General features: G+C 54.4%; 23 protein-coding genes. All 23 read left to right on the forward strand.

Annotated elements, in window-relative coordinates; translation table 11 throughout:
* Positions 1-69: 69 nt before the first annotated feature.
* The 23 genes from BH714_RS04885 to cor all read left to right on the forward strand — a co-directional run bounded on the left by BH714_RS04885 (position 70) and on the right by cor (position 20,967).
* Entirely contained in the window at positions 70-615 is a 546-nt protein-coding gene (locus tag BH714_RS04885) for a terminase small subunit (RefSeq protein ID WP_040017186.1), read from the forward strand.
* The gene (locus BH714_RS04890; protein ID WP_040017187.1) at positions 590-2,512 is read left to right on the forward strand and encodes a phage terminase large subunit family protein; all 1,923 of its coding nucleotides are present in this window, start codon (positions 590-592) and stop codon (positions 2,510-2,512) included. The genes BH714_RS04885 and BH714_RS04890 overlap by 26 nt, the downstream gene beginning before the upstream one ends.
* Positions 2,512-2,718 carry a phage head-tail joining protein gene (locus BH714_RS04895; protein ID WP_040017188.1) on the forward strand — a complete coding sequence of 69 codons (207 nt, stop codon included), beginning with the start codon at positions 2,512-2,514 and terminating at the stop codon, positions 2,716-2,718. The genes BH714_RS04890 and BH714_RS04895 overlap by 1 nt, the downstream gene beginning before the upstream one ends.
* A complete protein-coding gene (locus tag BH714_RS04900) occupies positions 2,715-4,304 on the forward strand; it encodes a phage portal protein (RefSeq protein ID WP_040017190.1) in 1,590 nt (529 codons plus the stop codon). The genes BH714_RS04895 and BH714_RS04900 overlap by 4 nt, the downstream gene beginning before the upstream one ends.
* A complete protein-coding gene (locus BH714_RS04905; RefSeq protein ID WP_040017191.1) occupies positions 4,285-5,628 on the forward strand; it encodes a S49 family peptidase in 1,344 nt (447 codons plus the stop codon). The genes BH714_RS04900 and BH714_RS04905 overlap by 20 nt, the downstream gene beginning before the upstream one ends.
* A 9-nt stretch (positions 5,629-5,637) precedes the next feature.
* Positions 5,638-5,970, forward strand: a complete 333-nt coding sequence (locus BH714_RS04910) for a head decoration protein (protein ID WP_040017192.1) — start codon at positions 5,638-5,640, stop codon at positions 5,968-5,970.
* A gap of 55 nt (positions 5,971-6,025) precedes the next feature.
* Positions 6,026-7,051 carry a major capsid protein gene (locus tag BH714_RS04915; protein WP_040017193.1) on the forward strand — a complete coding sequence of 342 codons (1,026 nt, stop codon included), beginning with the start codon at positions 6,026-6,028 and terminating at the stop codon, positions 7,049-7,051.
* 45 nt (positions 7,052-7,096) lie between these two features.
* A complete protein-coding gene (gene gpFI, locus BH714_RS04920; protein WP_040017194.1) occupies positions 7,097-7,504 on the forward strand; it encodes a DNA-packaging protein FI in 408 nt (135 codons plus the stop codon).
* A gap of 11 nt (positions 7,505-7,515) precedes the next feature.
* Entirely contained in the window at positions 7,516-7,869 is a 354-nt protein-coding gene (locus tag BH714_RS04925; RefSeq protein ID WP_040017195.1) for a head-tail joining protein, read from the forward strand.
* A gap of 9 nt (positions 7,870-7,878) precedes the next feature.
* Entirely contained in the window at positions 7,879-8,463 is a 585-nt protein-coding gene (locus BH714_RS04930; RefSeq protein ID WP_023292731.1) for a phage tail protein, read from the forward strand.
* Positions 8,460-8,858 carry a phage minor tail U family protein gene (locus tag BH714_RS04935; RefSeq protein WP_040017196.1) on the forward strand — a complete coding sequence of 133 codons (399 nt, stop codon included), beginning with the start codon at positions 8,460-8,462 and terminating at the stop codon, positions 8,856-8,858. The genes BH714_RS04930 and BH714_RS04935 overlap by 4 nt, the downstream gene beginning before the upstream one ends.
* Positions 8,859-8,865: 7 nt before the next feature.
* A complete protein-coding gene (locus BH714_RS04940; protein ID WP_032678763.1) occupies positions 8,866-9,609 on the forward strand; it encodes a phage tail protein in 744 nt (247 codons plus the stop codon).
* 10 nt (positions 9,610-9,619) lie between these two features.
* Positions 9,620-10,051: a phage tail assembly chaperone G gene (gene gpG, locus BH714_RS04945; protein ID WP_040017197.1), complete on the forward strand. Its 432-nt coding sequence runs from the start codon at positions 9,620-9,622 to the stop codon at positions 10,049-10,051.
* 50 nt (positions 10,052-10,101) lie between these two features.
* The gene (locus BH714_RS04950; RefSeq protein WP_020690724.1) at positions 10,102-10,374 is read left to right on the forward strand and encodes a phage tail assembly protein T; all 273 of its coding nucleotides are present in this window, start codon (positions 10,102-10,104) and stop codon (positions 10,372-10,374) included.
* Positions 10,358-13,495 (forward strand): phage tail tape measure protein, encoded by a 3,138-nt coding sequence (locus BH714_RS04955; RefSeq protein WP_040017200.1) that lies wholly within the window; start codon positions 10,358-10,360, stop codon positions 13,493-13,495. Before BH714_RS04950 ends, BH714_RS04955 begins: the two co-directional genes overlap by 17 nt.
* A complete protein-coding gene (locus BH714_RS04960; RefSeq protein ID WP_040017201.1) occupies positions 13,492-13,830 on the forward strand; it encodes a phage tail protein in 339 nt (112 codons plus the stop codon). The genes BH714_RS04955 and BH714_RS04960 overlap by 4 nt, the downstream gene beginning before the upstream one ends.
* 55 nt (positions 13,831-13,885) lie before the next feature.
* On the forward strand, positions 13,886-14,623 hold the full coding sequence (locus BH714_RS04965) for a phage minor tail protein L (RefSeq protein ID WP_040017202.1): 738 nt from the start codon (positions 13,886-13,888) through the stop codon (positions 14,621-14,623).
* A 2-nt stretch (positions 14,624-14,625) separates the two neighbouring features.
* On the forward strand, positions 14,626-15,345 hold the full coding sequence (locus tag BH714_RS04970; RefSeq protein ID WP_020690727.1) for a C40 family peptidase: 720 nt from the start codon (positions 14,626-14,628) through the stop codon (positions 15,343-15,345).
* Complete coding sequence (locus tag BH714_RS04975; RefSeq protein WP_040017203.1) at positions 15,338-15,955, forward strand: tail assembly protein; 618 nt, start codon at positions 15,338-15,340, stop codon at positions 15,953-15,955. The genes BH714_RS04970 and BH714_RS04975 overlap by 8 nt, the downstream gene beginning before the upstream one ends.
* Before the next feature lie 42 nt (positions 15,956-15,997).
* Complete coding sequence (locus BH714_RS04980; protein ID WP_040017204.1) at positions 15,998-19,588, forward strand: TipJ family phage tail tip protein; 3,591 nt, start codon at positions 15,998-16,000, stop codon at positions 19,586-19,588.
* A gap of 42 nt (positions 19,589-19,630) precedes the next feature.
* Complete coding sequence (locus BH714_RS04985; protein ID WP_040017205.1) at positions 19,631-19,948, forward strand: hypothetical protein; 318 nt, start codon at positions 19,631-19,633, stop codon at positions 19,946-19,948.
* Entirely contained in the window at positions 19,948-20,619 is a 672-nt protein-coding gene (locus tag BH714_RS23980) for a hypothetical protein (protein WP_072040313.1), read from the forward strand. Before BH714_RS04985 ends, BH714_RS23980 begins: the two co-directional genes overlap by 1 nt.
* Positions 20,620-20,730: 111 nt before the next feature.
* Entirely contained in the window at positions 20,731-20,967 is a 237-nt protein-coding gene (gene cor, locus BH714_RS04990; RefSeq protein ID WP_040017206.1) for a phage exclusion lipoprotein Cor, read from the forward strand.
* Positions 20,968-21,018: the final 51 nt, after the last annotated feature.

A 21,018-nucleotide genomic window follows, 5' to 3' on the forward strand; every position in this document is an offset into this window, starting at 1 on the left:
GTTAAAGCCTGGTAGTAGTCATTTTACCCGGCATGGTTTCCTTACCCTGTTTTTCGCCTGGAGTTCGTCATGGAGGTCAATAAAAAACGCCTTTCAGAGATTTTTGGTGTCAGCATCCGCACGATCCAGAACTGGCAGGATCAGGGAATGCCAGTTGTGCGAGGTGGCGGTAAAGGGAATGAAGTGCTTTATGACTCTGCCGCCGCAATTGAATGGTATTCCGGCCGGGACGCAGCGATAGAAAACGAAAAGCTGCGCAAAGAGGTTGAACAGCTGAGAGTTGATTCAGAATCAGACCTCCAGCCTGGCACGATTGATTATGAGCGCCATCGGCTTACCCGAGCCCAGGCTGATGCTCAGGAACTAAAAAATGCAAAAGAGTCCGCTGAGGTGGTGGAGACCGCATTCTGCACGTTCGTGCTGTCGCGGATAGCCGGAGAAATTGCCAGTATCCTTGATGGAATACCTCTGTCGGTTCAGCGGCGCTTTCCGGAACTGGAAAATCGACATATTGATTTCCTCAAGAAGGACATCATAAAAGCCATGAACAAAGCAGCTGCGCTGGATGAAATGATACCGGGGTTGCTGAGTGAATATATCGAACAGTCAGGTTAAGGGGCTACAGCACTCCGCGCGCTCGGGGCTCCGTTCGCTGTACCGGCCAGAGCCGCAAACGGCGGTAGAGTGGGCAGACGAAAATTATTACCTCCCGAAAGAGTCTGCTTATCAGGAAGGGCGCTGGGAAACGCTGCCGTTTCAGCGTGCGATAATGAATGCGATGGGTAATGACTATATCCGTGAGGTCAATGTCGTTAAGTCTGCCCGTGTAGGCTATTCAAAAATGCTGCTCGGCGTGTATGCGTATTTCATCCAGCATAAACAACGTAACTCACTTATCTGGTTACCTACCGACGGTGATGCAGAGAACTTCATGAAGTCCCATGTCGAACCGACAATCAGGGATATCCCCACGCTATTGGCGCTGGCACCCTGGTACGGTAAAAAACACCGGGACAACACGTTGAGCATGAAACGTTTCTCGAATGGTCGCGGTTTCTGGTGCCTCGGTGGTAAAGCTGCAAAAAACTACCGTGAAAAATCTGTTGATGTGGCGGGTTATGACGAGCTGGCGGCATTTGACGAGGATATCGAGAAAGAGGGCTCTCCAACGTTTCTGGGTGATAAACGTATTGAAGGGTCGGTCTGGCCTAAATCCATACGAGGATCCACACCCAAAATTAAAGGAACGTGCCAGATTGAACGTGCCGCCAAAGAGTCGGAGCATTTCTTACGCTTCTATGTTCCCTGCCCACACTGTGGGGAAGAGCAGTACCTTAAATTCGGCGATAAAGAGACGCCATTCGGATTCAAGTGGACGCCGGGGGATCCTGCCAGCGTTATATACCTGTGTGAGCACAATGCCTGCGTAATTAAACAGCAGGAGCTCGATTTTTCACAGGCGCGGTACATCTGTGATGAAACCGGGATCTGGACGCGCGACGGCCTTTGCTGGTTTTCATCATCGGGTACCGAAATTGATCCGCCTGACAGCGTTACCTTTCACGTCTGGACGGCCTATAGCCCCTTCACAACATGGGTGCAAATCGTCAAGGACTGGATCAAGACCAAAGGCGACACGGGGAAACGTAAGACGTTCGTCAACACAACGCTTGGTGAAACGTGGGAGCCTAAAATTGGTGAGCGTCCTGATGCTGAGGTGATGGCCGAACGTATTGAGCACTTCGGGGCCAGGGTGCCGGAGCGCGTGGCCTACCTTACTGCCGGTATTGACTCCCAGCTTGACCGTTACGAAATGCGTGTCTGGGGCTGGGGGCCTGGCGAGGAAAGCTGGCTTATCGACAAAATTATCATTATGGGTCGCCATGATGATGAATCCACACTTCTCAGGCTGGACGAGGCGATCAACAAAACCTATCCGAGGCCTAACGGCGTTGAGATGCTTATTTCCCGCTTCTGCTGGGATATCGGCGGCATAGACCCAACGATTGTTTATAACCGCTCGAAAAAGCATGGTCTGTTTCGTGTCATTCCTGTTAAAGGCGCATCTGTTTACGGCAAGCCCGTGGCGAATATGCCTCGCAAGCGTAACAAGAATGGCGTTTATCTCACTGAGGTAGGAACAGACACCGCGAAAGAGCAGATTTATAACCGTTTCACGCTGGTGGCAGAAGGCGACGAGCCGCTGGCGGGTGCGGTTCACTTCCCTAATAACCCTGAAATATATGATTTAGCTGAGGCTCAGCAGCTTACGGCTGAAGAGCAGGTTGAGAAGTGGGTAGACGGGAAGAAAAAAATCGTCTGGGACAGTAAAAAACGACGAAACGAGGCGCTTGACTGTTTTGTCTACGCGCTTGCAGCACTGCGGATAAGTATCTCCCGCTGGCAGCTGGATCTGGATTCTCTTCTGGCCAGCTTACTGGAAGAAGACACTGGCCGTAAAAATAACAAATCTCTGGCTGATTATGCCAGGGCATTAGCGGGAGATGAATAATGGCAACACAGGCTGAACTGGATGCCGCGCGCGCAGCGTTACATGACCTGATGATGGGGAAACGGGTTGCGACGGTACAGAAAGACGGTCGAAAGGTGGAATTTACGGCGACCTCAGTCAGCGATCTGAAAAAGTACATCGCCGATCTTGAGTCACAGGTCGGTACCACTTCACGACGCCGCGGGCCGGCAAGGTTCTACGCATGAAAATTCCTTCTTTAGTTGGCCCTGACGGGAAAACCTCCCTGAGGGAATATGCAGGCTATCACGCCGGTGGCGGCGGATTCGGTGGACAGCTAAATGCCTGGAATCCCCAGAGTGAAAGTGCCGACGCCGCACTTCTGCCGAACTTCTCACGGGGGAATGCCCGTGCTGATGATCTGGTCCGAAACAATGGTTATGCGGCAAACGCCGTGCAGTTGCACCAGGATCACATCGTCGGGTCTTTTTTCAGACTGAGTTACTGCCCGAGCTGGCGATATCTCGGCATTAAAGAAGAGGAAAGCCGGGCGTTTGCCAGGGAGGTGGAGGCCGCCTGGTATGAATATGCGGAGGATGACTTTTGCGGGATTGATGCCGAGCGCAAGCGAACCTTTACCATGATGATCCGCGAAGGTGTCGCGACGCACGCTTTTAACGGCGAGCTGTGCGTTCAGCCCACCTGGGACAATGATTCATCGCGACTTTTTCGCACGCAATTTAAAATGGTTAGTCCAAAACGCGTGAGTAATCCCGGTAATACAGGTGACACGCGTAACTGTCGCGCGGGCGTCAAAATCAGTGATAGCGGCGCAGCGCTGGGGTACTTCGTCAGCGAAGACAGCTATCCTGGCTGGATGTCGCAAAAATGGACCTATATACCACGGGAACTGCCGGGCGGAAGGCCATCATTCATCCATATTTTTGAACCGCTTGAGGATGGACAGACCCGCGGCGCAAACGTGTTTTACAGCGTGATGGAGCAGATGAAAATGCTCGACACCCTGCAAAATACCCAGCTCCAGAGCGCGATAGTGAAGGCCATGTATGCGGCCACCATCGAAAGTGAGCTTGATACCGATACGGCGATGGACTTTATCCTCGGCGCGGATAGCAAGCAGCAAAATAAGTTGACGGGCTGGCTTGGCGAAATGGCATCTTATTATGCCGCGGCGCCGGTTCGCCTCGGTGGCGCGAAAGTGCCTCATCTTTTGCCGGGCGATTCACTGAACCTTCAGTCAGCGCAGGATACCGATAACGGTTATTCCACCTTTGAACAATCCCTTCTGCGCTATATCTCGGCTGGTCTTGGTGTGTCGTATGAGCAACTTTCCCGCAACTACTCTCAGATGAGCTATTCGACAGCGCGTGCCAGCGCCAATGAATCCTGGGCGTTCTTTATGGGGCGTCGGAAGTTTGTCGCGGCCCGGCAGGCCTGTCAGATGTTCGTCTGCTGGCTCGAAGAGGCGATTGCGCGCCGGGTTGTCACGCTCCCGTCCAAAGCCAGGTTTAGCTTCCAGGAGGCGAGAACCGCATGGGGTAACGCCAACTGGATTGGCTCGGGGCGCATGGCTATTGATGGGCTGAAGGAGGTGCAGGAGGCCGTAATGCTGATCGAGGCCGGTCTCAGCACATATGAGAAGGAGTGTGCCAAACGCGGAGATGACTATCAGGAAATATTTTCTCAGCAGGTACGTGAAACTATGGAGCGCCGCCAGGCGGGACTTAAACCTCCGGCATGGGCGGCTGCTGCTTTCGACGCAGGGCTGAAAAAATCAAACGAGGAGGATAAAGATGACGCCAGAGCTGCGTAATCTCCCGCACATTGCCAGCATGGCCTTCAATGAGCCGCTGATGCTTGAACCCGCCTACGCGCGGGTTTTCTTTTGCGCGCTGGCAGGCCAGCTGGGTATCACCCGTCTGACGGATCCCGCTTCTGGCGTCACGCTCGGTGCAGAACAAATTGCAGAGCCGCTGGTGCTGTTTGGCGATGATGAGGAAATGGGGCCCCGGCCAGCGCGGAGCTATCAGGTAACAAACGGGATCGCGGTGCTTCCCGTTTCCGGCACGCTGGTCAGCAAAACCCGGTCACTGCAGCCTTATTCCGGTATGACGGGCTATAACGGGATCATTGCCCGCCTGCAGCAGGCAATCAGCGATCCCGGCGTGGACGGCATCCTGCTGGATATGGACACGCCGGGCGGGATGGTGTCCGGGGCTTTTGACTGTGCCGATATTATTGCCCGGATGCGGGATATCAAGCCCGTCTGGGCGCTGGCGAACGATATGAACTGCAGCGCAGGGCAGCTTATTGCCAGTTCTGCATCACGACGGCTTGTCACGCAAACGGCCAGAACCGGATCTATCGGCGTCATGATGGCGCACAGTAATTATGGCGCTGCACTGAAAACTAACGGCGTTGAGGTCACGCTGATTTACAGCGGCGATCACAAAGTCGACGGCAATCCTTACGAAAAACTACCGAAGGACGTTCGCGCGGATTTTCAGACGCGTATCGATGCCACTCGTCAGATGTTTGCCGAAAAGGTTTCCGCTTATACCGGCATGTCAGTGCAGGCCGTACTGGACACCGAAGCGGCTGTCTTCTCAGGCCAGGAGTCCGTGGATAACGGTCTGGCGGATGAACTTGTTAACAATACCGATGCGCTCGGCGTGATGCGTGAAGCACTCGACAGACGCAAAAAAACAACCACTGGAGGAACTATGCCATCACCTTCTGCATCTGCAGCGACTAATCAGCCAGCTGACCAGACAGCTACACAGACTTCTGCACCAACTGAGCAGGTCACCACCGTTGACACAACAACCGCGGCTTTAACGGCCCAGGCAGACCTCAGCGCTCAGGTTTCGGCAGCCGTAGCCGCCGAGAACGGTCGCATCATGGGTATTCTGAACTGCGAAGAGGCAAAAGGTCGCGAATCACAGGCCCGCGCGCTGGCCGAAACGCCGGGCATGACGGTCGAGAGTGCGCAGCGCATTCTGGCTGCGGCGCCGCAAAGCGCCCAGGCGCGTACCGATACGGCGCTGGATCGTCTGATGGAAACCGCACCTGGCACTCTTTCTGCAGGGAATGTCTCTGCTGAAGCCGGCGACGATTTGTTAAACACCCCCGTATAAGAGGCTAACATGGCAATCACCGAAGTATTTACTCATCACCAGCCGCTCGGTAACAGCGATCCGGCACACACTGCGTATGCACCGGGCGAACTGACAGCATCCACCCCGGCAATGACCCCGCTCATGCTCGATGCTACGTCAGGCAAGCTCACTGTGTGGGACGGCGAGAATGCAGGTGCAGCAACCGGCATTCTGGCGGTTACTGCTGACCAGAGCAGTGCAGAACTGGCATTTTATAAATCCGGTTCGTTCCGCATCGAAGATGTGCTCTGGCCATCTGCCGTTACCGACGAAAATATCAAGCGCAACGCGTTCGCCGGTACTGCGATCAGCATCGTTTAATCACCCTCAACTTTCATAAAAGCCGCATATGCGGCTTTTTTTACGGGAAAATTCTATGTCAGTGTACACAACAGCCCAGCTTCTGGCGGTCAATGAGAAGAAATTCAAGTTCGATCCGCTCTTCCTGCGCATCTTCTTTCGCGAAACTTATCCCTTCAGTACAGAAAAAGTCTACCTGTCGCAAATTCCTGGCCTGGTCAACATGGCTCTTTACGTGTCGCCGATTGTCTCCGGGAAAGTGATCCGTTCCCGTGGCGGCAGCACGTCGGAATTTACGCCTGGCTATGTGAAGCCTAAGCATGAAGTTAACCCGCTGATGACTCTTCGCCGCCTGCCTGATGAAGACCCACAAAAACTGGCCGACCCTGCCTATCGCCGCCGCCGCATCATCCTTCAAAACATGAAAGATGAAGAGCTGGCGATTGCACAGGTGGAAGAGAAGCAAGCAATTGAAGCTGTGCTCTATGGGAAATACACCATGAGCGGAGAAGCATTTGAGCCAGTAGAAGTCGATATGGGCCGCAGTGCCGGTAACAACATCATCCAGGCGGGTGCAGCTGCCTGGTCCTCTCGCGACAAAAAAACGTACGACCCGACCGATGATATTGAGGCGTACGCGCTCAACGCCAGCGGCACAATCAACATTATTGTGTTCGATCCGAAGGGCTGGGCATTGTTCCGCTCTTTCGACGCGGTGAAGGAAAAATTGGATACACGTCGCGGCTCTAACTCCGAGCTGGAAACCGCTCTGAAAGACCTGGGTGAAGCCGTTTCTTATAAGGGCATGTACGGAGATGTGGCGATTGTCGTTTACGCAGGCCAGCTTGTTGAAAATGACGTCAAAAAGAACGCTCTGCCAGACCTGACAATGGTGCTGGGAAATACCCAGGCGCGCGGCCTGCGTACCTATGGCTGCATTCTGGATGCAGATGCCCAGCGCGAAGGCATTAATGCTTCAACGCGCTACCCGAAAAACTGGGTGCAAACGGGCGACCCGGCACGTGAGTTCACCATGATTCAGTCAGCTCCGCTGATGCTGCTGCCAGATCCTGACGCGTTCGTTTCAGTCAAGCTGGCATAACTTTCCCAAGTGGCCCTGTCGGGCCACATTTCTGGAGTATTTCCCATGACAGAAAAAGAAACCCTTATCGCCCGACTGAAAGAGCTGGGCGTAAAGCTTGATCGTGAGGTCAACGTCACAGGCACGATCCAGGAGCTTACGTTACGTATTTCTGAGCTCGAAGAGGAACTCGACGAAGACGGAGAAGAGGGAGCGGAAGCGGCCAGTAGTGCTGTTACCAGCACGTCGAGCCAGCCTGGCGCGGATAACACTTCTGGCTCGATTACCGAAAATCCTGCATCAACAGAGATCGGCGCGCTGGTGGCGGTTGAAACGCTGGTGACCTTGCACATAAACGCGCTTCACGCCACGCGTAACGAGTCTGTGTCTATTGTCGAGCCTGGTGTCGTTATCCGCGTGACTGACGTAGAGGCTAACGACCTGATATCTCGGGAGCTGGCCCGGGAAATCTGACAGGGGGCCTAATGGCTGATTTCGACAATCTTTTTGATGAAGCGATGGCGCGCGCGGATACCACTATACGTGGAGTGATGGGCGCAGAGGCAAGGATAACCTCAGGATCTTTATCCGGCGTCACGCTCCGGGGGGTCTTTGACGATCCAGAGAACATTGGTTACGCCGAAGTGGGGATCCGAATTGATGGAACCAGGCCGACGTTGTTTGTGAACACATCGGATGTTAGCGGGCTGGAAAGGCTGGACACGCTGAAGGTTAACGGGCGTGAATTTTGGGTTGATCGCGTTGGTCCGGATGATTGCGGGTCCTGCCATGTTTGGCTGGGTAGTGGATCACCTCCCGGCGGTTCGCGGCGTCGTTAAGGAGCATTCATGTCGATAAAAGGTCTTGAGCAGGCGATCGCTAACCTGGATAGCCTGGACAGAAATATGGTTCCCAATGCCAGCGCATGGGCTGTGAACCGGGTTGCTGCTAATGGCGTCTCGGTTGCCGTCCGAAGGGTGGCGAAAGAAACGGTAGCCGGTGATAACCGCGTTTCGGGGATACCCGTAAAGCTGGTCCGACAAAGGGTGCGAATCAACAAAGCCTCGGCGTCAGGGCACTCAGCGGCCCGAATTAAGGTTAACCGGGGCAATCTTCCCGCCATCAAACTCGGTGCCGCGCAGGTCAGGGCGACGAATCGAAAGGGCCCGCTGGTTCGAAAAAGTAGCGTGTTAAGAATTGGCCGTTATGTTTTTCGCGACGCCTTTATCCAGCGCCTGGCGAACGGCCGCTGGCACGTCATGAAGCGAATTGCAGGAAAAAGTCGTTATCCCATCGACGTGGTCAAAATTCCATTGTCCGCGCCCCTCACAACTGCTTTCGAAGCAGAAAAGAAACGCATGCTTGAAGAGGAAATGCCAAAACAACTTGGCTATGCCCTCAGGCAACAACTGAGGTTGCATCTGACACGATGAAACACACTCTCATTCGCCAGAAAATTATTGATGTGCTTGAAGAGGCCATCGGGAACGACGTCATGTTTTTTGACGGGCGTCCTGCTGTCATTGAGGAGGAGGATTTTCCTGCCGTTGCGGTCTATCTGACCGATGCGGAGTATACCGGCGAAGAACTTGATGCCGATATGTGGGCGGCAACGTTACATATTGAGGTCTTCCTGTCCTCGCAGGTACCAGATTCCGAACTGGATGAATGGATGGAAAGCCATATTTATCCTGCCCTCGCTGACGTACCCGGTCTCGATTCACTGTTAACGCTCATGGTTCCACAAGGCTTCGATTATCAGCGCGATGATGCGATGGGGTTGTGGACTTCCGCCGATATGAAATATTCAATCACTTACGAAATGTGAGGAAAACATGCCAACACCAAATCCACTCGCTCCTGTAAAAGGTGCCGGTACCACGCTCTGGCTGTACACCGGAACGGGTAACGCTTTCGCCAACCCACTCTCTGATATCGACTGGAATCGCCTGGCGAAAATCAAAGAACTCACGCCGGGCGAAATGACCGCCGAATCGTATGACGACACCTACCTCGACGACGAGGACGCCGACTGGAACGCGACCGCTCAGGGGGCAAAATCTGCTGGCGACACCTCTTTCACACTCGCCTGGAAGCCGGGTGAAGAAGGGCAAAAAGACCTGGTCGCATGGTTTATTGATGGCTCAGTACGCTATTACAAAATCAAATACCCGAACGGTACCGTCGACGTTTTCCGCGGCTGGTGCAGCAGCCTGGGTAAAGCCATCCCGGCAAAAGAGGTTATTACCCGCACAGCGAAAATCACCAACACCGGCAAGCCGGAGCTGGCTGAAGAAAGCGGGAGCCCGAATATCCCCGTCACCGGCGTCACGCTCGATAAAGCCACGGCAAGCGTGGCCGTCGGTGCAACCACAACGCTCAATGTGACGGTTAATCCTGCCAGCGCCTCAGATACCTCGTTCCGCGTGGCAACCTCCGACGGGGCAAAAGCAACGGTCACCGTTAGCGGCAACGCGATCACCGTCACCGGCGTGGCGGCAGGCACCGCTGACATTATTGTAATGACCAGCGACGGTAATTTCGTTGCGGTCTGCAAAGTCACCGTAACTGCAGCGTAAGGAAGGACGCATGTTTCTGAAAAAAGAGAAGTTCACCTGGCAAACAGAATCCCTGACCATCTTCGAGCTGTCGGCGCTTCAGCGTATTGAGTTCCTTACGTTTATGGCCGCAGAGGAAAGGGCCGTCAGTGCTGACAGCGAGGGCATCAGCGATCAGGAAATGACGGCCAGGCTGATTGGCTCAAATATTCGCTGCGGTGCGCGTTTGATCGCGATGTCTTTGTGGCATAACGATCCGGCCGGCACGGATGTGGAAACGTTATATCAGCAGGTGCTGAGCGGCTGGCCGCCGGAGGCGATCGGTAAAGCAGAAATGGAAATAAAGCTGCTCTCCGGCATGCTCGTTCCGGTTGATGATGACAACGCTGCCGATCCAGATGGCTCAACGGAGGCCGAAAGCGCAGAAACCGTTACGGCGGAAAAGCCCTTGCCAGCGAGCTGAAGTTTGTCCTGAATCTGGCGCGCGAGTTCGGGCGACCCGACTGGCGCGCCATGCTGGCTGGAATGACCTCCAGTGAGCTGGGCGACTGGCACCAGTTCTACCGGGATCATTATTTTCAGGACGCGCAGCTCGATGCGCATTTCTCAGAGCTGCTTTATTCCATCTCCACTCTTTTCTTCCGCGATCCGGAACTTACCCCCGCACATTTCAGCCTGCTTTCTCCTTCGGATAGCGTCATCAGCGATGATGAGCCGGATGATGACACGCTGATGACCGCCGCCGAGGGGATCACAGGAGGTATCCGATATGGCCCAGCAGATTAGCGATCTGGTTATTAAGCTGGATGTTGACCGCGCCACCTTCAGCGAGCAGGTCGCCCGAATCAAAGGGCAACTGACAGGAATGGCGGATGAGTCTGATAAAGTTCAGGCGCGAATGCAGCGTGCAGCGGACCGTCAGAGCGCGGCATTAAAGAGCGTGGGCGACGCTGGCGCGGCGGCTGCCGCAGATATGAAAGCCCGACAGTCTGCTGCAACGGAAGGGCTGACCAAAGACTGGCAGAACGTTTCTAAGTCCGTTGATGAAACTCACCGCCGCGTGACCGAGCTTAATCAGCGTATGCGGGAAAATGACGGACAGGCCGCAGCGCTTGCCCGCCGTCAGGATGAACTGGCGGCATCCTTTTTCCGCCAGATTGACGGCGTTCGCCAGCTCAATGGTGAAACGCAGTCGCTTGCGAACGTGCAGGCGCGCTTTCGTGCGGCAAGGGCACAGGGCAATATCACCCAGCAGGATTATCTCGCCCTGATTTCCCGCACCACGGCCAGGCAAAAAGAGCTGCAGATCGTAGAGGAAAAATCGGCCGCCGCGCGTACCCGATTCCTCAGTCAGCTGAAGCAACAGGTCGCAGAGCAAAAACTCTCCGGTACCGAGTTGCTGCGCATGAAGGCGGCGCAGGTCGGTGCAAGCGATGCGGCTGAGGTCTATATCCGCAAGCTTGAGGCTGCCAAAGTGGCCACGCACGGTCTGGGCCTGCAAAGCGCCGCAGCGCGGCAGGAACTGGGGATACTGATCGGCGAGGTGATGCGCGGTAACTTCGGCGCGCTTCGCGGCTCCGGGATCACGCTGGCTAACCGGGCGGGGTGGATTGACCAGCTGTTATCGCTGCGCGGTCTTGGGATCGCCGGGATGGTCGGTGGTATTGCCGCGGCGGTTTACGGGCTGGGTAAGGCCTGGTATGACGGCAGCAAAGAGTCCGAGGAATTTAACAGGCAACTGATCCTGACCGGGAATTACGCCGGGAAAACATCCGGACAGCTACAGGCACTGGCGCGCTCGCTGGCAGGTAATGGCATCACACAGCATGCTGCTGCAGGTGTGCTGGCGCAGGTTGTCGGAAGTGGTGCGTTTAGCGGTAATGATGTCAGCATGGTGAGCAATGTTGCTGCCAGGCTGCAGCAGGCTACCGGGCAGGCCGTCGACGAAACCATCAACCAGTTTAAACGCCTGAAGGATGATCCGGTTAATGCAGTCACAACGCTCAATGATTCTCTGCATTTTCTGACGGCCACGCAGTATGAACAGATTGCCTCTGCTCAGGCGATGGGAGATACGCAGAAAGCATCAGAGCTTGCCATGCGTGCGTATTCTGATGCGGTCATTCAGCGGGCCGGGGCGGTTGAGGAAAATCTTGGCTCCCTCGAAAAAGCCTGGAACTGGGTGAAGAATGCGGCCTCAGGCGCGTGGGATGCGATGCTGGGCATAGGGCGTAATCCTGACACCGCGATGAAGCGCCAGGACTCTTTTGCTGAATGGCAGGCAGCTGAGAAAGAGTACCGTGCACTGTCGGGCAATCTCAAGGTTGATCCGGACTATGCCGGTAACAACGTTCTGCAAAAGGCAGATGCGGAAAGGCTGAGAAACGCGCGCCAGCAGGTAGAGCTTAAGAAGCAGGCTTACGATCTTGCTGATAAGCAATATGCCCAGGAAGGGCTGGCAGCTGCCAGGGAAAAAATGCGGACGGAACAGCAGACACAGGCCGTCCGGACCCAGCAGCAATTTAATCAGATGGTTGAATCCGGGGCGACGGCGGCAGAAAAACGTGCCCTTGCGGAGAAAAAACTCAATCAGCTTATTGCTAAAAACCGCCAGGATGCGAAAGACGGCATCGCCACGTTGTGGACTGAAAAGGACATAGCGGCAGCACGCGCCGGGATTGAAAAGCAGTGGAAGGATCCCAAAACGCCGAAAGGCAAAAGCTATTCAACGCCAGCCGGGGACAAAGCTGAAGAAAAAGCGCAGGCTGAACTTCTCACCCTTCAGGCCCAGCTTAAAACACTCGAGCAGCATACCAGCGTAAACGACGTCATAAGCAAACAGCGGCAGGATCTCTGGCAGACTGAAAATCAGTTCGCCGTTCTGCAGGAGGCGGCTGGTCGTCGTCAGCTTACGGCGCAGGAAAAATCCCTGCTTGCGCACAAGGAAGAAACACTCGAGTACAAGCGGCAGCTGGCCGACCTGGGCGATAAGGTTGCCAGGCAGCAAAAGCTCAACCAGCTGACCGACCAGGCCGTGAAGTTTGAGCAGCAGCAAAAAGCCGCCAGGGCGGGTTTACAGGCTCAGTCTGAGGGGCTATCTACCCGCGAGGCCGGGCGACAAACCACCCTGCAACGTCTCAGCGAGAGCTATTCATATAACCCTCAGGCGCAGCAAAAGGTTCTGGAAGAGCAAAGGGCGACGTTCGAGGCTGAAGATGCCCTGCGCGCTAACTGGCTGGCCGGTGCGAAACAGGGCTGGGCCGAATATCAGGATTCAGCGACAAACGTTTTCAGCTCAGTTCAGCAGATTTCGCAGGCAACGTTCAGCGGGCTGGCGGGCCAGCTTACCAGCCTGACGACAACCGGGAAGGCGAGCTTCCGGGACTTCACCAGCTCAATCCTCAAAATGATTGTGTCTGTTATCAACCAGCTGCTGGTGGCTTACACCATCCAGAGCGCAATGGGCTGGGTGAGCGGCGGGGCGAAAGCCTCCTCTGCAGGTCAGTCATTCGCGGTCCCGTCATACCGGCCACAGGGTTTTGACGTGGGCGGTTTTACCGGACACGGCGGCAAGTACGAGCCAGCCGGTATCGTTCACCGCGGGGAATTCGTCTTCACCAAAGAGTCAACCAGTCGCATCGGCGTGGCGAATCTCTATCGCCTGATGCGCGGGTATGCCTCGGGTGGTCTGGTCGGCGGCGGGAGCGCAGCCGGGGCTGGCATGGGCGGGATCAGTGTTTATGCCCCTGTGAACATCAGCCAGCAGGGGAGTGACGGGAGCATAAATCAGGCGAACGCCACGGGGACGGCGAAACAGCTGCAGGCGATTGTTCAGCAGACAATCACCGAGCGACTGAAAAAAGAAATGTCCGCAGGCGGCGTGCTTTATTCGAGGAGGACACCGTGACAGATACGTTTACCTGGCGCACGCGAAAAACCGCGCAGGGCACTGAAACGGCCCGAACGCTGCTGGCCCAGTTCGGGGATGGCTACAAGCAGATAGCGGGGATGGGGATCAACGACAAACAGGAAACGTGGAACCTGGACTGGACGGGCACCAGACAGGAGGCGGCTGCGCTGCGCGCTTTTCTGATGTCTCACGTTACTAAATCGTTCTGGTGGACCACGCCATGGGGTGAAAAAAAGCTGTTCAGAATGAAGGCCGATTCGTTCAGCGTTTCATTCCCTACCGGGAAAAAAGCCACGGTGGCCTTCACTTTTGAACAGGCGTTTGCGCCCTGATTTTCTCGACAAACACTGAAAGCTGCCTCCGGGCGGCTTTTTTTATGGGGGTAATATGAGTTTTACCGGAGATATACAACAGCTTGAGCCCGGCAGCGTTATTCAGCTGATTGAGATCGACGGCACCGAATTCGGTATGGATCAGGTGCTGCGGTTTCATGCGCACAATATCCAGGAGGAGGGGTGGGTAGCCTTCGCCGCTGAGAACCTGCCCGCCATAATCTGGCAGGGCAACCAGTACGATCCTCATCCTTATGAACTGAAGGGTATGGAGTTATCAAGTACCGGGTCCCAGCCGACGCCCACGCTCTCAGTCGGGAACGTCGGGAACTATGTCACGGCGCTATGCCTGGAGTATGACGACATGGTCCGGGCGAAAGTAAAAATCCACACAACGCTCTCTAAGTACCTCGATGCCGCCAACTGGAAAGACGGCAATCCGGGGGCCAGCCCTGCTGATGAGCGCGTACAGCTCTTTTACGTCAATGCCAAAACCGCAGAGACGCGTGTACAGGTTGATTTCGAGCTGTGCTCTCCTTTCGATATTCAGAGCCTGCAGCTGCCGACACGGCAGATTACGCCTGTCTGCACCTGGTGTATGCGGGGCTGGTACCGAAGCGGGACTGGATGCGATTACAACGGCACGAAATACTTTACCAAAGACGGTACGCCGACCGATGACCCGTCGAAAGACGTTTGTGGCGGCCGCCGGCAGGATTGTCAGGATCGTCACGGCCCGGAGGCGCCGCTGCCGTTCGGCGGTTTTCCGGCCGCCAACCTGCAGGGGAAATGATAATGCGTGAAAAATTGCTGGATGCTATCCGTCAGCACGTCGCTGGTGAATACCCCAAAGAAGCCTGTGGCCTGATTGTTCAGTCAGGGCAGCAGCAAATCTTTATTCCCTGTCGCAACATCGCGGATAAACCGGAGGAAACATTCACGCTCTCTCCGGAAGACCAGCTTGCTGCCCGCGCGCTCGGTGAAATCATTATGGTCATTCACTCCCATCCGGATGTGGTCCGGCTGGTGCCCTCCGAGCTGGACCGCATCCAGTGTGACTGGTCGGGTATTGAGTGGGGGATCATGTCCTGGCCGGACGGTGATTTTTGTACGATTTCCCCGCGTGAAGACCGGGATTATGCCGGGCGGCAATGGTTGCTGGGTTACGCGGACTGCTGGTCGCTGATCCGGGAATATTATCAGCGTGAATATGATATTGGCCTCGGGAACTATTCAGTGCCTTACGAATGGTGGGAGAGCGGCAAAGAGCGGCTCTACGATGACAACTGGGAGCGTGAGGGGTTCGTTGAGATTGACGCCGGTGCTATGCAGCCCGGGGACATCATCATGATGAGTGTGCAGGCATCGGTGACCAATCACGCCGCTGTATATCTGGGTGACAACATCATTCTTCATCATTTGTTCGGGCACCTTTCTTCGCGTACGCCGTATGGGAAATATTATCGCGACAGAACGGTCCGGGTGGTCAGGCATAAGGACAACATGAATGCTTAAAACGCTTATTCTCGACGGTAAGATGGCTAAAAAATTCGGGGCCCGCGTTCAGTTTGATGTTGTCGATCTGCGTGAAATGCTCAGGGCAGTATGTTCGCAGGTTCCCGGCTTCAAAAAATACATGTCGGAAGCCCATATGAAGGGGATCCGTTTCGCCTTTTTCAACGGGGATAACAATATCGGGCTGGAAGAGTTCGATATGACCCGCGGGGGAAGCGTATACCGGATCGTGCCCGTTTATGAGGGGGCCAAAAACTCGGGCGTCCTGCAGATAGTTGTCGGTGCCGTTGCGCTGGTCGCTGCATTCTTTACCGCCGGTGCGAGTATGGCAGCCTGGGGGGCGGCGATGAGTGCAACAGCCATCAGCGCCACGTCAATTTTGACCGGGGTCGGGGTATCAATGATGCTGGGCGGCGTTGTCCAGATGCTCACGCCCCAGCCATCCTTCGGCGCGGGTAAATCCTCAAGCACGGATAACACGCCTAACTATGCCTTCGGGGCGCCGGTCAATACCGTCGCTATGGGGCATCCTGTCCCCCTGGCTTACGGTCTGATCGAGGCAGGGGGAGCGATAGTCAGCGCCGGTATGTACTCGAGCGATCAGCAGTAGGCCAGCGGCCATTAACTTAAAGGTGCTTAGGCACCTTTTTTTATGGGTGAAAAAATGCAGCTTCTTGAACAAGAAACCATCCTGCAGGGTGCCAAAGGGGGCGGGGGTAGCGCGCATACTCCAGTTGAGCAGCCTGACGATCTGCTGTCGGTCGCAAAATTAAAAATGCTCATTGCCGTTTCTGAGGGGGAAATACAGGGCGACCTGACCGCACAAAACATTTTTCTCAATGATACGCAGCTGGCAAACGACAGCGGGGAGTACAACTTCAGCGGCGTGAAATGGGAGTTCCGCAAGGGCACACAGGACCAGACTTACATCGCCGGGATGCCCCAGGTCGATAACGAGCTGGCGGTGGGCACCACTGTCACCACCACGTCGCCCTGGACACGCCAGTTTACCAATCTTTCCCTGGATGCCATTCGTATTAAGCTAAGCGTTCCGGTCCAGTATCTCTATAAAGATAACGGCGATATGGTGGGCACGGTCACCGAGTATGCGATCGATTTATCAACAGACGGCGGCACCTGGAAAACGGTTGTAAACGGCAAGTTTGACGGAAAGACCACGACGGAATATCAGCGTGACCACCGTATCGATCTGCCAAAATCCACATCCGGCTGGTCTGTCAGGGTCAGACGTATTACGGCTGATGCCAGCGGATCAAATTCGAAACTGGTTAACGCCTTCAAGGTGTTTTCGTATGCGGAAGTCATCGACAGCAAGCTTCGTTATCCTCTGACGGCGCTACTGTATGTCGAAGTGGACAGCAGCCAGTTCAACGGCAGCGCACCGAAGGTGACCTGTAAGATAAAGGGCAAGCTGATAAAGGTTCCGGATAACTATGATCCGATAACCCGAACCTATTCTGGCTCATGGTCCGGCGGTTTTAAAATGGCCTGGTCCAATAACCCCGCCTGGATATTTTACGATCTGGTTCTGGATGAAATTTACGGCATGGGCACGCGCGTGGATGCATCCATGGTGGATAAGTGGGCGCTGTACTCAATAGCCCAGTATTGCGACGAAATGGTTTCCGACGGTGCCGGTGGCACCGAACCGCGTTTCACCTGCAACGTTTTCATTCAGAGCCAGGAGGACGCCTGGCAGGTACTTAACGATCTCGCCGCGGTATTTCGTGGCATAACGTTCTGGGGCAACGATCAGATTTATGTCCAGGCAGACGTCCCGCAGGACGATGTTGACTGGGTTTATAACGCCTCAAACGTTATCGATGGGCTGTTTACTTATGCGGGCGGCTCATACAAGAATCGCTACAGCTCCTGCCTGGTGTCCTGGTCCGATCCGCAGAACCATTACAGCGATACCGTTGAGGGGGTCTACGATTCGGCGCTTGTAGAGCGTTATGACGTCCGGCAGACGTCCCTGACCGCAATCGGCTGCACCTCGCAAAGTGAAGCGCACCGGCGCGGGCGCTGGGTACTACTCTCCAATGCCAAAGACGGTACCGTATCATTTGGCGTGGGGCTGGATGGCTACATCCCGCTGCCTGCTGAAATTATCGGTGTCGCCGATCCTTTCCGTTCCGGCAAGGAGAACGGGGGACGCATCAGGGCGGTCAACGGCCGCCAGATTACGCTGGATCGAGAAATAGACTACGCGGCGAAAGACCGGCTGGTGGTTAACCTGCCTGACGGAAAAGCCCAGACGCGCACAATCAGCGCGGTGAGCGCAGATAAAAAAACGGTGACAGTGGCCACCGCATTTAGTCAGGCACCTGTGGCGGGTGCTGTCTGGGCGATAGACAGTGATAACCTCGCAATACAGTATTTCCGGGTCACTTCAATTGCGGCTAACGACGACAGCACAGGCGGTTTCACTATTACGGCCGTTCAGCACGATCCAAACAAATACCGTTACATTGATGACGGCGTTCGGGTCGAGTCGCCCCCGATCACCGTCACGCCGATAAGCGTCCTGTCAGCGCCGAAGAATATCGTGGTGACTGAGAGCGATCATGTTTCACAGGGCCTGACGGTAGCAAGCCTGGACGTGTCATGGGATAAGGTAGAGGGCGCAATCCGGTACGTTGCCCAGTGGCGTAAGGACAACGGGGACTGGATAAACATTCCGGTTACCAGCGCGCAGGGTTTCTCGGTTCAGGGCATTTATTCGGGCAGCTATGACGTGCGCGTCCGGGCGCTGAATGCGCAGGATACGTCGTCACCATGGGGATACGGTGAAACAACATATCTCTCCGGTAAAACGGGAAAACCGGGTACTCCGCTCAACTTCCTGGCGACCGAAGATGTGGTCTGGCATATCGACCTGACCTGGAAATTTCCGGATGGCTCTGGCGACACGGCCTATACAGAGATTCAGCGCGCCACAACTGCCGACTACGCCAATCCTGAACTGCTGGTCCTGGTGCCGTACCCGGCTGCAGATTATCAGCATGGCCCCATGCAGGCCGGCGTTCGCCAGTGGTACCGCGCGCGCCTGATTGACCGTATCGGTAACACCGGGGACTGGACCGACTGGGTCATGGGCACGTCCTCGATAGATGTCAGCGAAATAACCAATGACATTCTGGAGGATATGAAAGAGTCGGAAACGTTCAAGGACCTGATCGAGAACGCGGTGGACAGCAATGAAAAAATTGCTGGCATGGCTGACGATATCAAACAGGCCAACGACGAACTGGAGCAGCAGGCGAAGGACATCGCCAAAAATGCCCAGGACGTCGGGAAGGTTCAGACCAGCGTTAATGAGCTTTCCAGCACAGTCGGGAATGTTTCGTCTTCACTCAGTCAGCTTGAGCAGACCGTTGCGACGGCTGATACCGCGCTGGGTCAGCGAATCGACAGCATCAGTGTGTCTATGGACGGCATGACGGGCGGGGTCAAGAACTCAGCCATTGCCATTATCCAGAACGGGCTGGCGCAGGTCGCCACACGCAAAAGGCTATCCGCAACGGTTGCCGGTAACAGCGCGCAGCTGGACCGCATTGATGAGGTGATCGTTAACGAGAAGGAGGCAACGTCGCGCGCTTTGCTGAGTCTGCAGACTGACGTGAACGGCAACAAAGCGTCAATCAACAGCCTGAACCAGACGTTCTCGGATTATCAGCAGGCTATGGCCACGCAGGTAAACAGCATCACGGCGACCGTCAACGGGCATACAGCAGCTATCACCACCAACGCCGAGGCAATTGCCAACGTCAACGGCGATCTGAAAGCGATGTACACCATCAAGGTCGGGTTATCGAGCAATGGTCAGTATTACGCAGCAGGGATGGGGATTGGGGTTGAGAATACTCCTGGTGGCATGCAGTCGCAGGTTATCTTCCTTGCAGACCGATTCGCTGTTACTCATCAGGCCGGCGCTCAGGTCACGCTTCCGTTCGTTATTCAGAACGGCCAGGTGTTTATCAGGGATACAGTTATAGGTGATGCCACCATCACACGAGCAAAGCTCGCCGAAACAATAAGTTCGGTAAACTACGTTCCGAATCAGGCTGGTCTTTCGATAAACTTTAGAACGGGCACACTGGAGAACTACGGTTCTACAGCTGGCGAGGGTGCTATGAAGCAAACGAACCAGACAATTAGTGTCCGGGATTCCAGGAATGTATTAAGGGTTCAGATCGGACGAATAACGGGAACATGGTAAACATATTCCTCATCAGATGCCCTGTTTTCACAGGAGGTTATTATGGCTGAATATGGCATCCAGACATGGGATGCTAATGGAGTTCAAAATAATTTCGGTATAAATCCTGTTTCCGTAATTAGTTATAATGAACTTGCGAAAAATCAGCAGTCAGGAACATTCACTTATCCAGTTCCAACTGGATGCAAGCTTAATTTTTTTCATGTCAATAATGTTCAGGATTATGACAGCAACATGAAGAGGCGAGTGTATGTTTCGGGTAATCGTATTATCGTTGAGGCTGTTAGTGAGTCAACGTACGGCGCGGATATCTTCCCGGCTGTCAGGTCATTTATTATTGCTGTTGCAGAGAGGATATAATGGCTGATTATGGCGTTTTGCTCGCTAACACCAGTGGAGAGGTTTGGGTTTCCCCATCAAGCATACCGCTGGCGTTATTTGCTAAGAGGACAGGCTCTCTCCCATCAAACTCTGGCGGGTCATCGACTGTATCGGTCAATTATGACTCAACCAGACCTATCATTCCTTTCGTTTACACAACGGGTGAATGCGCTATCTCCTGGTCGGCATCAGGAGGCGTTTGCAGTGTCACATTTAGCAGATCATCATCGGGAGTTTATGAAGTCTATTTCTTCACTATTTTTCAGCAAACTCCCCCCGCTTATGGTATTGCGATTTGGGATGAACAAGGGGTATGCATACTGACAAATGAAACAAAAACACTTACAGATATGAATAAACTTGGAGATCCAAATTCAGCAACCGCTTCAGGAATTTATATTAATCAGGTTTTACCAGGTAAATGGGGATGCGTGCCTGATTCATTTGGCGCAATAACAGGAATTATTAATACAGGAGGAATGCCACGACCATTTGCATCTGAATATAAAGCTCTCGCGAAAGGGGAAGGAGGGAGTACTCGCTGCTATGCATACCCAATTTTAGGAACCGGAGGGGGCGGGCTCAGCAATACTGTTTATCATAATCTCAGAAATCAGATGATGGTGACCAGACTCGATGTTTATGATTAATTGATCGCTTTCAACGATCAATGTTTGCTAATTGATCTGTTCAATCAATTATACCCCTCTCTTATAGATTGATATTGTGTAGCCTCATGAATACCCTTAGGCATCACCAATATGAAAAAAAATCTTATTCTGTGCCTCTTTGCCGCAGTTGCGCTTTCCGGTTGCGCTGGCGTTCTTGATAAACAACAACCGATCTGCACGGGAACGGCGCTGATTGGCGGCCAGGAAAATAGCGTTCAGATTTACGGGGTCCGTAAGCAAAATAATCAGACGCAGTACCGCGCCGGTTATCCATTTAACTGGACCTGGGTAAGTAAAAATACGTTTATCCGCACCACCTGCAAATAAGCTAGTCAGCTCAATACAAACCTCGCTATGGCGGGGTTTTTTTATGTCTGG

Source organism: Enterobacter ludwigii (assembly GCF_001750725.1).
Lineage (GTDB): Bacteria > Pseudomonadota > Gammaproteobacteria > Enterobacterales > Enterobacteriaceae > Enterobacter > Enterobacter ludwigii.

Coding starts and splice junctions, on each gene's coding strand:
- BH714_RS04940 (WP_032678763.1), top strand. CDS start 8,866: ATGCCAACACCAAATCCACTCGCTCCTGTAAAAGGTGCCGGTACCACG.
- BH714_RS04950 (WP_020690724.1), top strand. CDS start 10,102: ATGCTGGCTGGAATGACCTCCAGTGAGCTGGGCGACTGGCACCAGTTC.
- BH714_RS04900 (WP_040017190.1), top strand. CDS start 2,715: ATGAAAATTCCTTCTTTAGTTGGCCCTGACGGGAAAACCTCCCTGAGG.
- gpFI (WP_040017194.1), top strand. CDS start 7,097: ATGACAGAAAAAGAAACCCTTATCGCCCGACTGAAAGAGCTGGGCGTA.
- BH714_RS04965 (WP_040017202.1), top strand. CDS start 13,886: ATGAGTTTTACCGGAGATATACAACAGCTTGAGCCCGGCAGCGTTATT.
- BH714_RS04925 (WP_040017195.1), top strand. CDS start 7,516: ATGGCTGATTTCGACAATCTTTTTGATGAAGCGATGGCGCGCGCGGAT.
- BH714_RS04975 (WP_040017203.1), top strand. CDS start 15,338: ATGCTTAAAACGCTTATTCTCGACGGTAAGATGGCTAAAAAATTCGGG.
- BH714_RS04885 (WP_040017186.1), top strand. CDS start 70: ATGGAGGTCAATAAAAAACGCCTTTCAGAGATTTTTGGTGTCAGCATC.
- BH714_RS04970 (WP_020690727.1), top strand. CDS start 14,626: ATGCGTGAAAAATTGCTGGATGCTATCCGTCAGCACGTCGCTGGTGAA.
- BH714_RS04915 (WP_040017193.1), top strand. CDS start 6,026: ATGTCAGTGTACACAACAGCCCAGCTTCTGGCGGTCAATGAGAAGAAA.
- gpG (WP_040017197.1), top strand. CDS start 9,620: ATGTTTCTGAAAAAAGAGAAGTTCACCTGGCAAACAGAATCCCTGACC.
- BH714_RS04955 (WP_040017200.1), top strand. CDS start 10,358: ATGGCCCAGCAGATTAGCGATCTGGTTATTAAGCTGGATGTTGACCGC.
- BH714_RS04905 (WP_040017191.1), top strand. CDS start 4,285: ATGACGCCAGAGCTGCGTAATCTCCCGCACATTGCCAGCATGGCCTTC.
- BH714_RS04980 (WP_040017204.1), top strand. CDS start 15,998: ATGGGTGAAAAAATGCAGCTTCTTGAACAAGAAACCATCCTGCAGGGT.
- BH714_RS04930 (WP_023292731.1), top strand. CDS start 7,879: ATGTCGATAAAAGGTCTTGAGCAGGCGATCGCTAACCTGGATAGCCTG.
- BH714_RS04910 (WP_040017192.1), top strand. CDS start 5,638: ATGGCAATCACCGAAGTATTTACTCATCACCAGCCGCTCGGTAACAGC.
- BH714_RS04985 (WP_040017205.1), top strand. CDS start 19,631: ATGGCTGAATATGGCATCCAGACATGGGATGCTAATGGAGTTCAAAAT.
- cor (WP_040017206.1), top strand. CDS start 20,731: ATGAAAAAAAATCTTATTCTGTGCCTCTTTGCCGCAGTTGCGCTTTCC.
- BH714_RS23980 (WP_072040313.1), top strand. CDS start 19,948: ATGGCTGATTATGGCGTTTTGCTCGCTAACACCAGTGGAGAGGTTTGG.
- BH714_RS04935 (WP_040017196.1), top strand. CDS start 8,460: ATGAAACACACTCTCATTCGCCAGAAAATTATTGATGTGCTTGAAGAG.
- BH714_RS04895 (WP_040017188.1), top strand. CDS start 2,512: ATGGCAACACAGGCTGAACTGGATGCCGCGCGCGCAGCGTTACATGAC.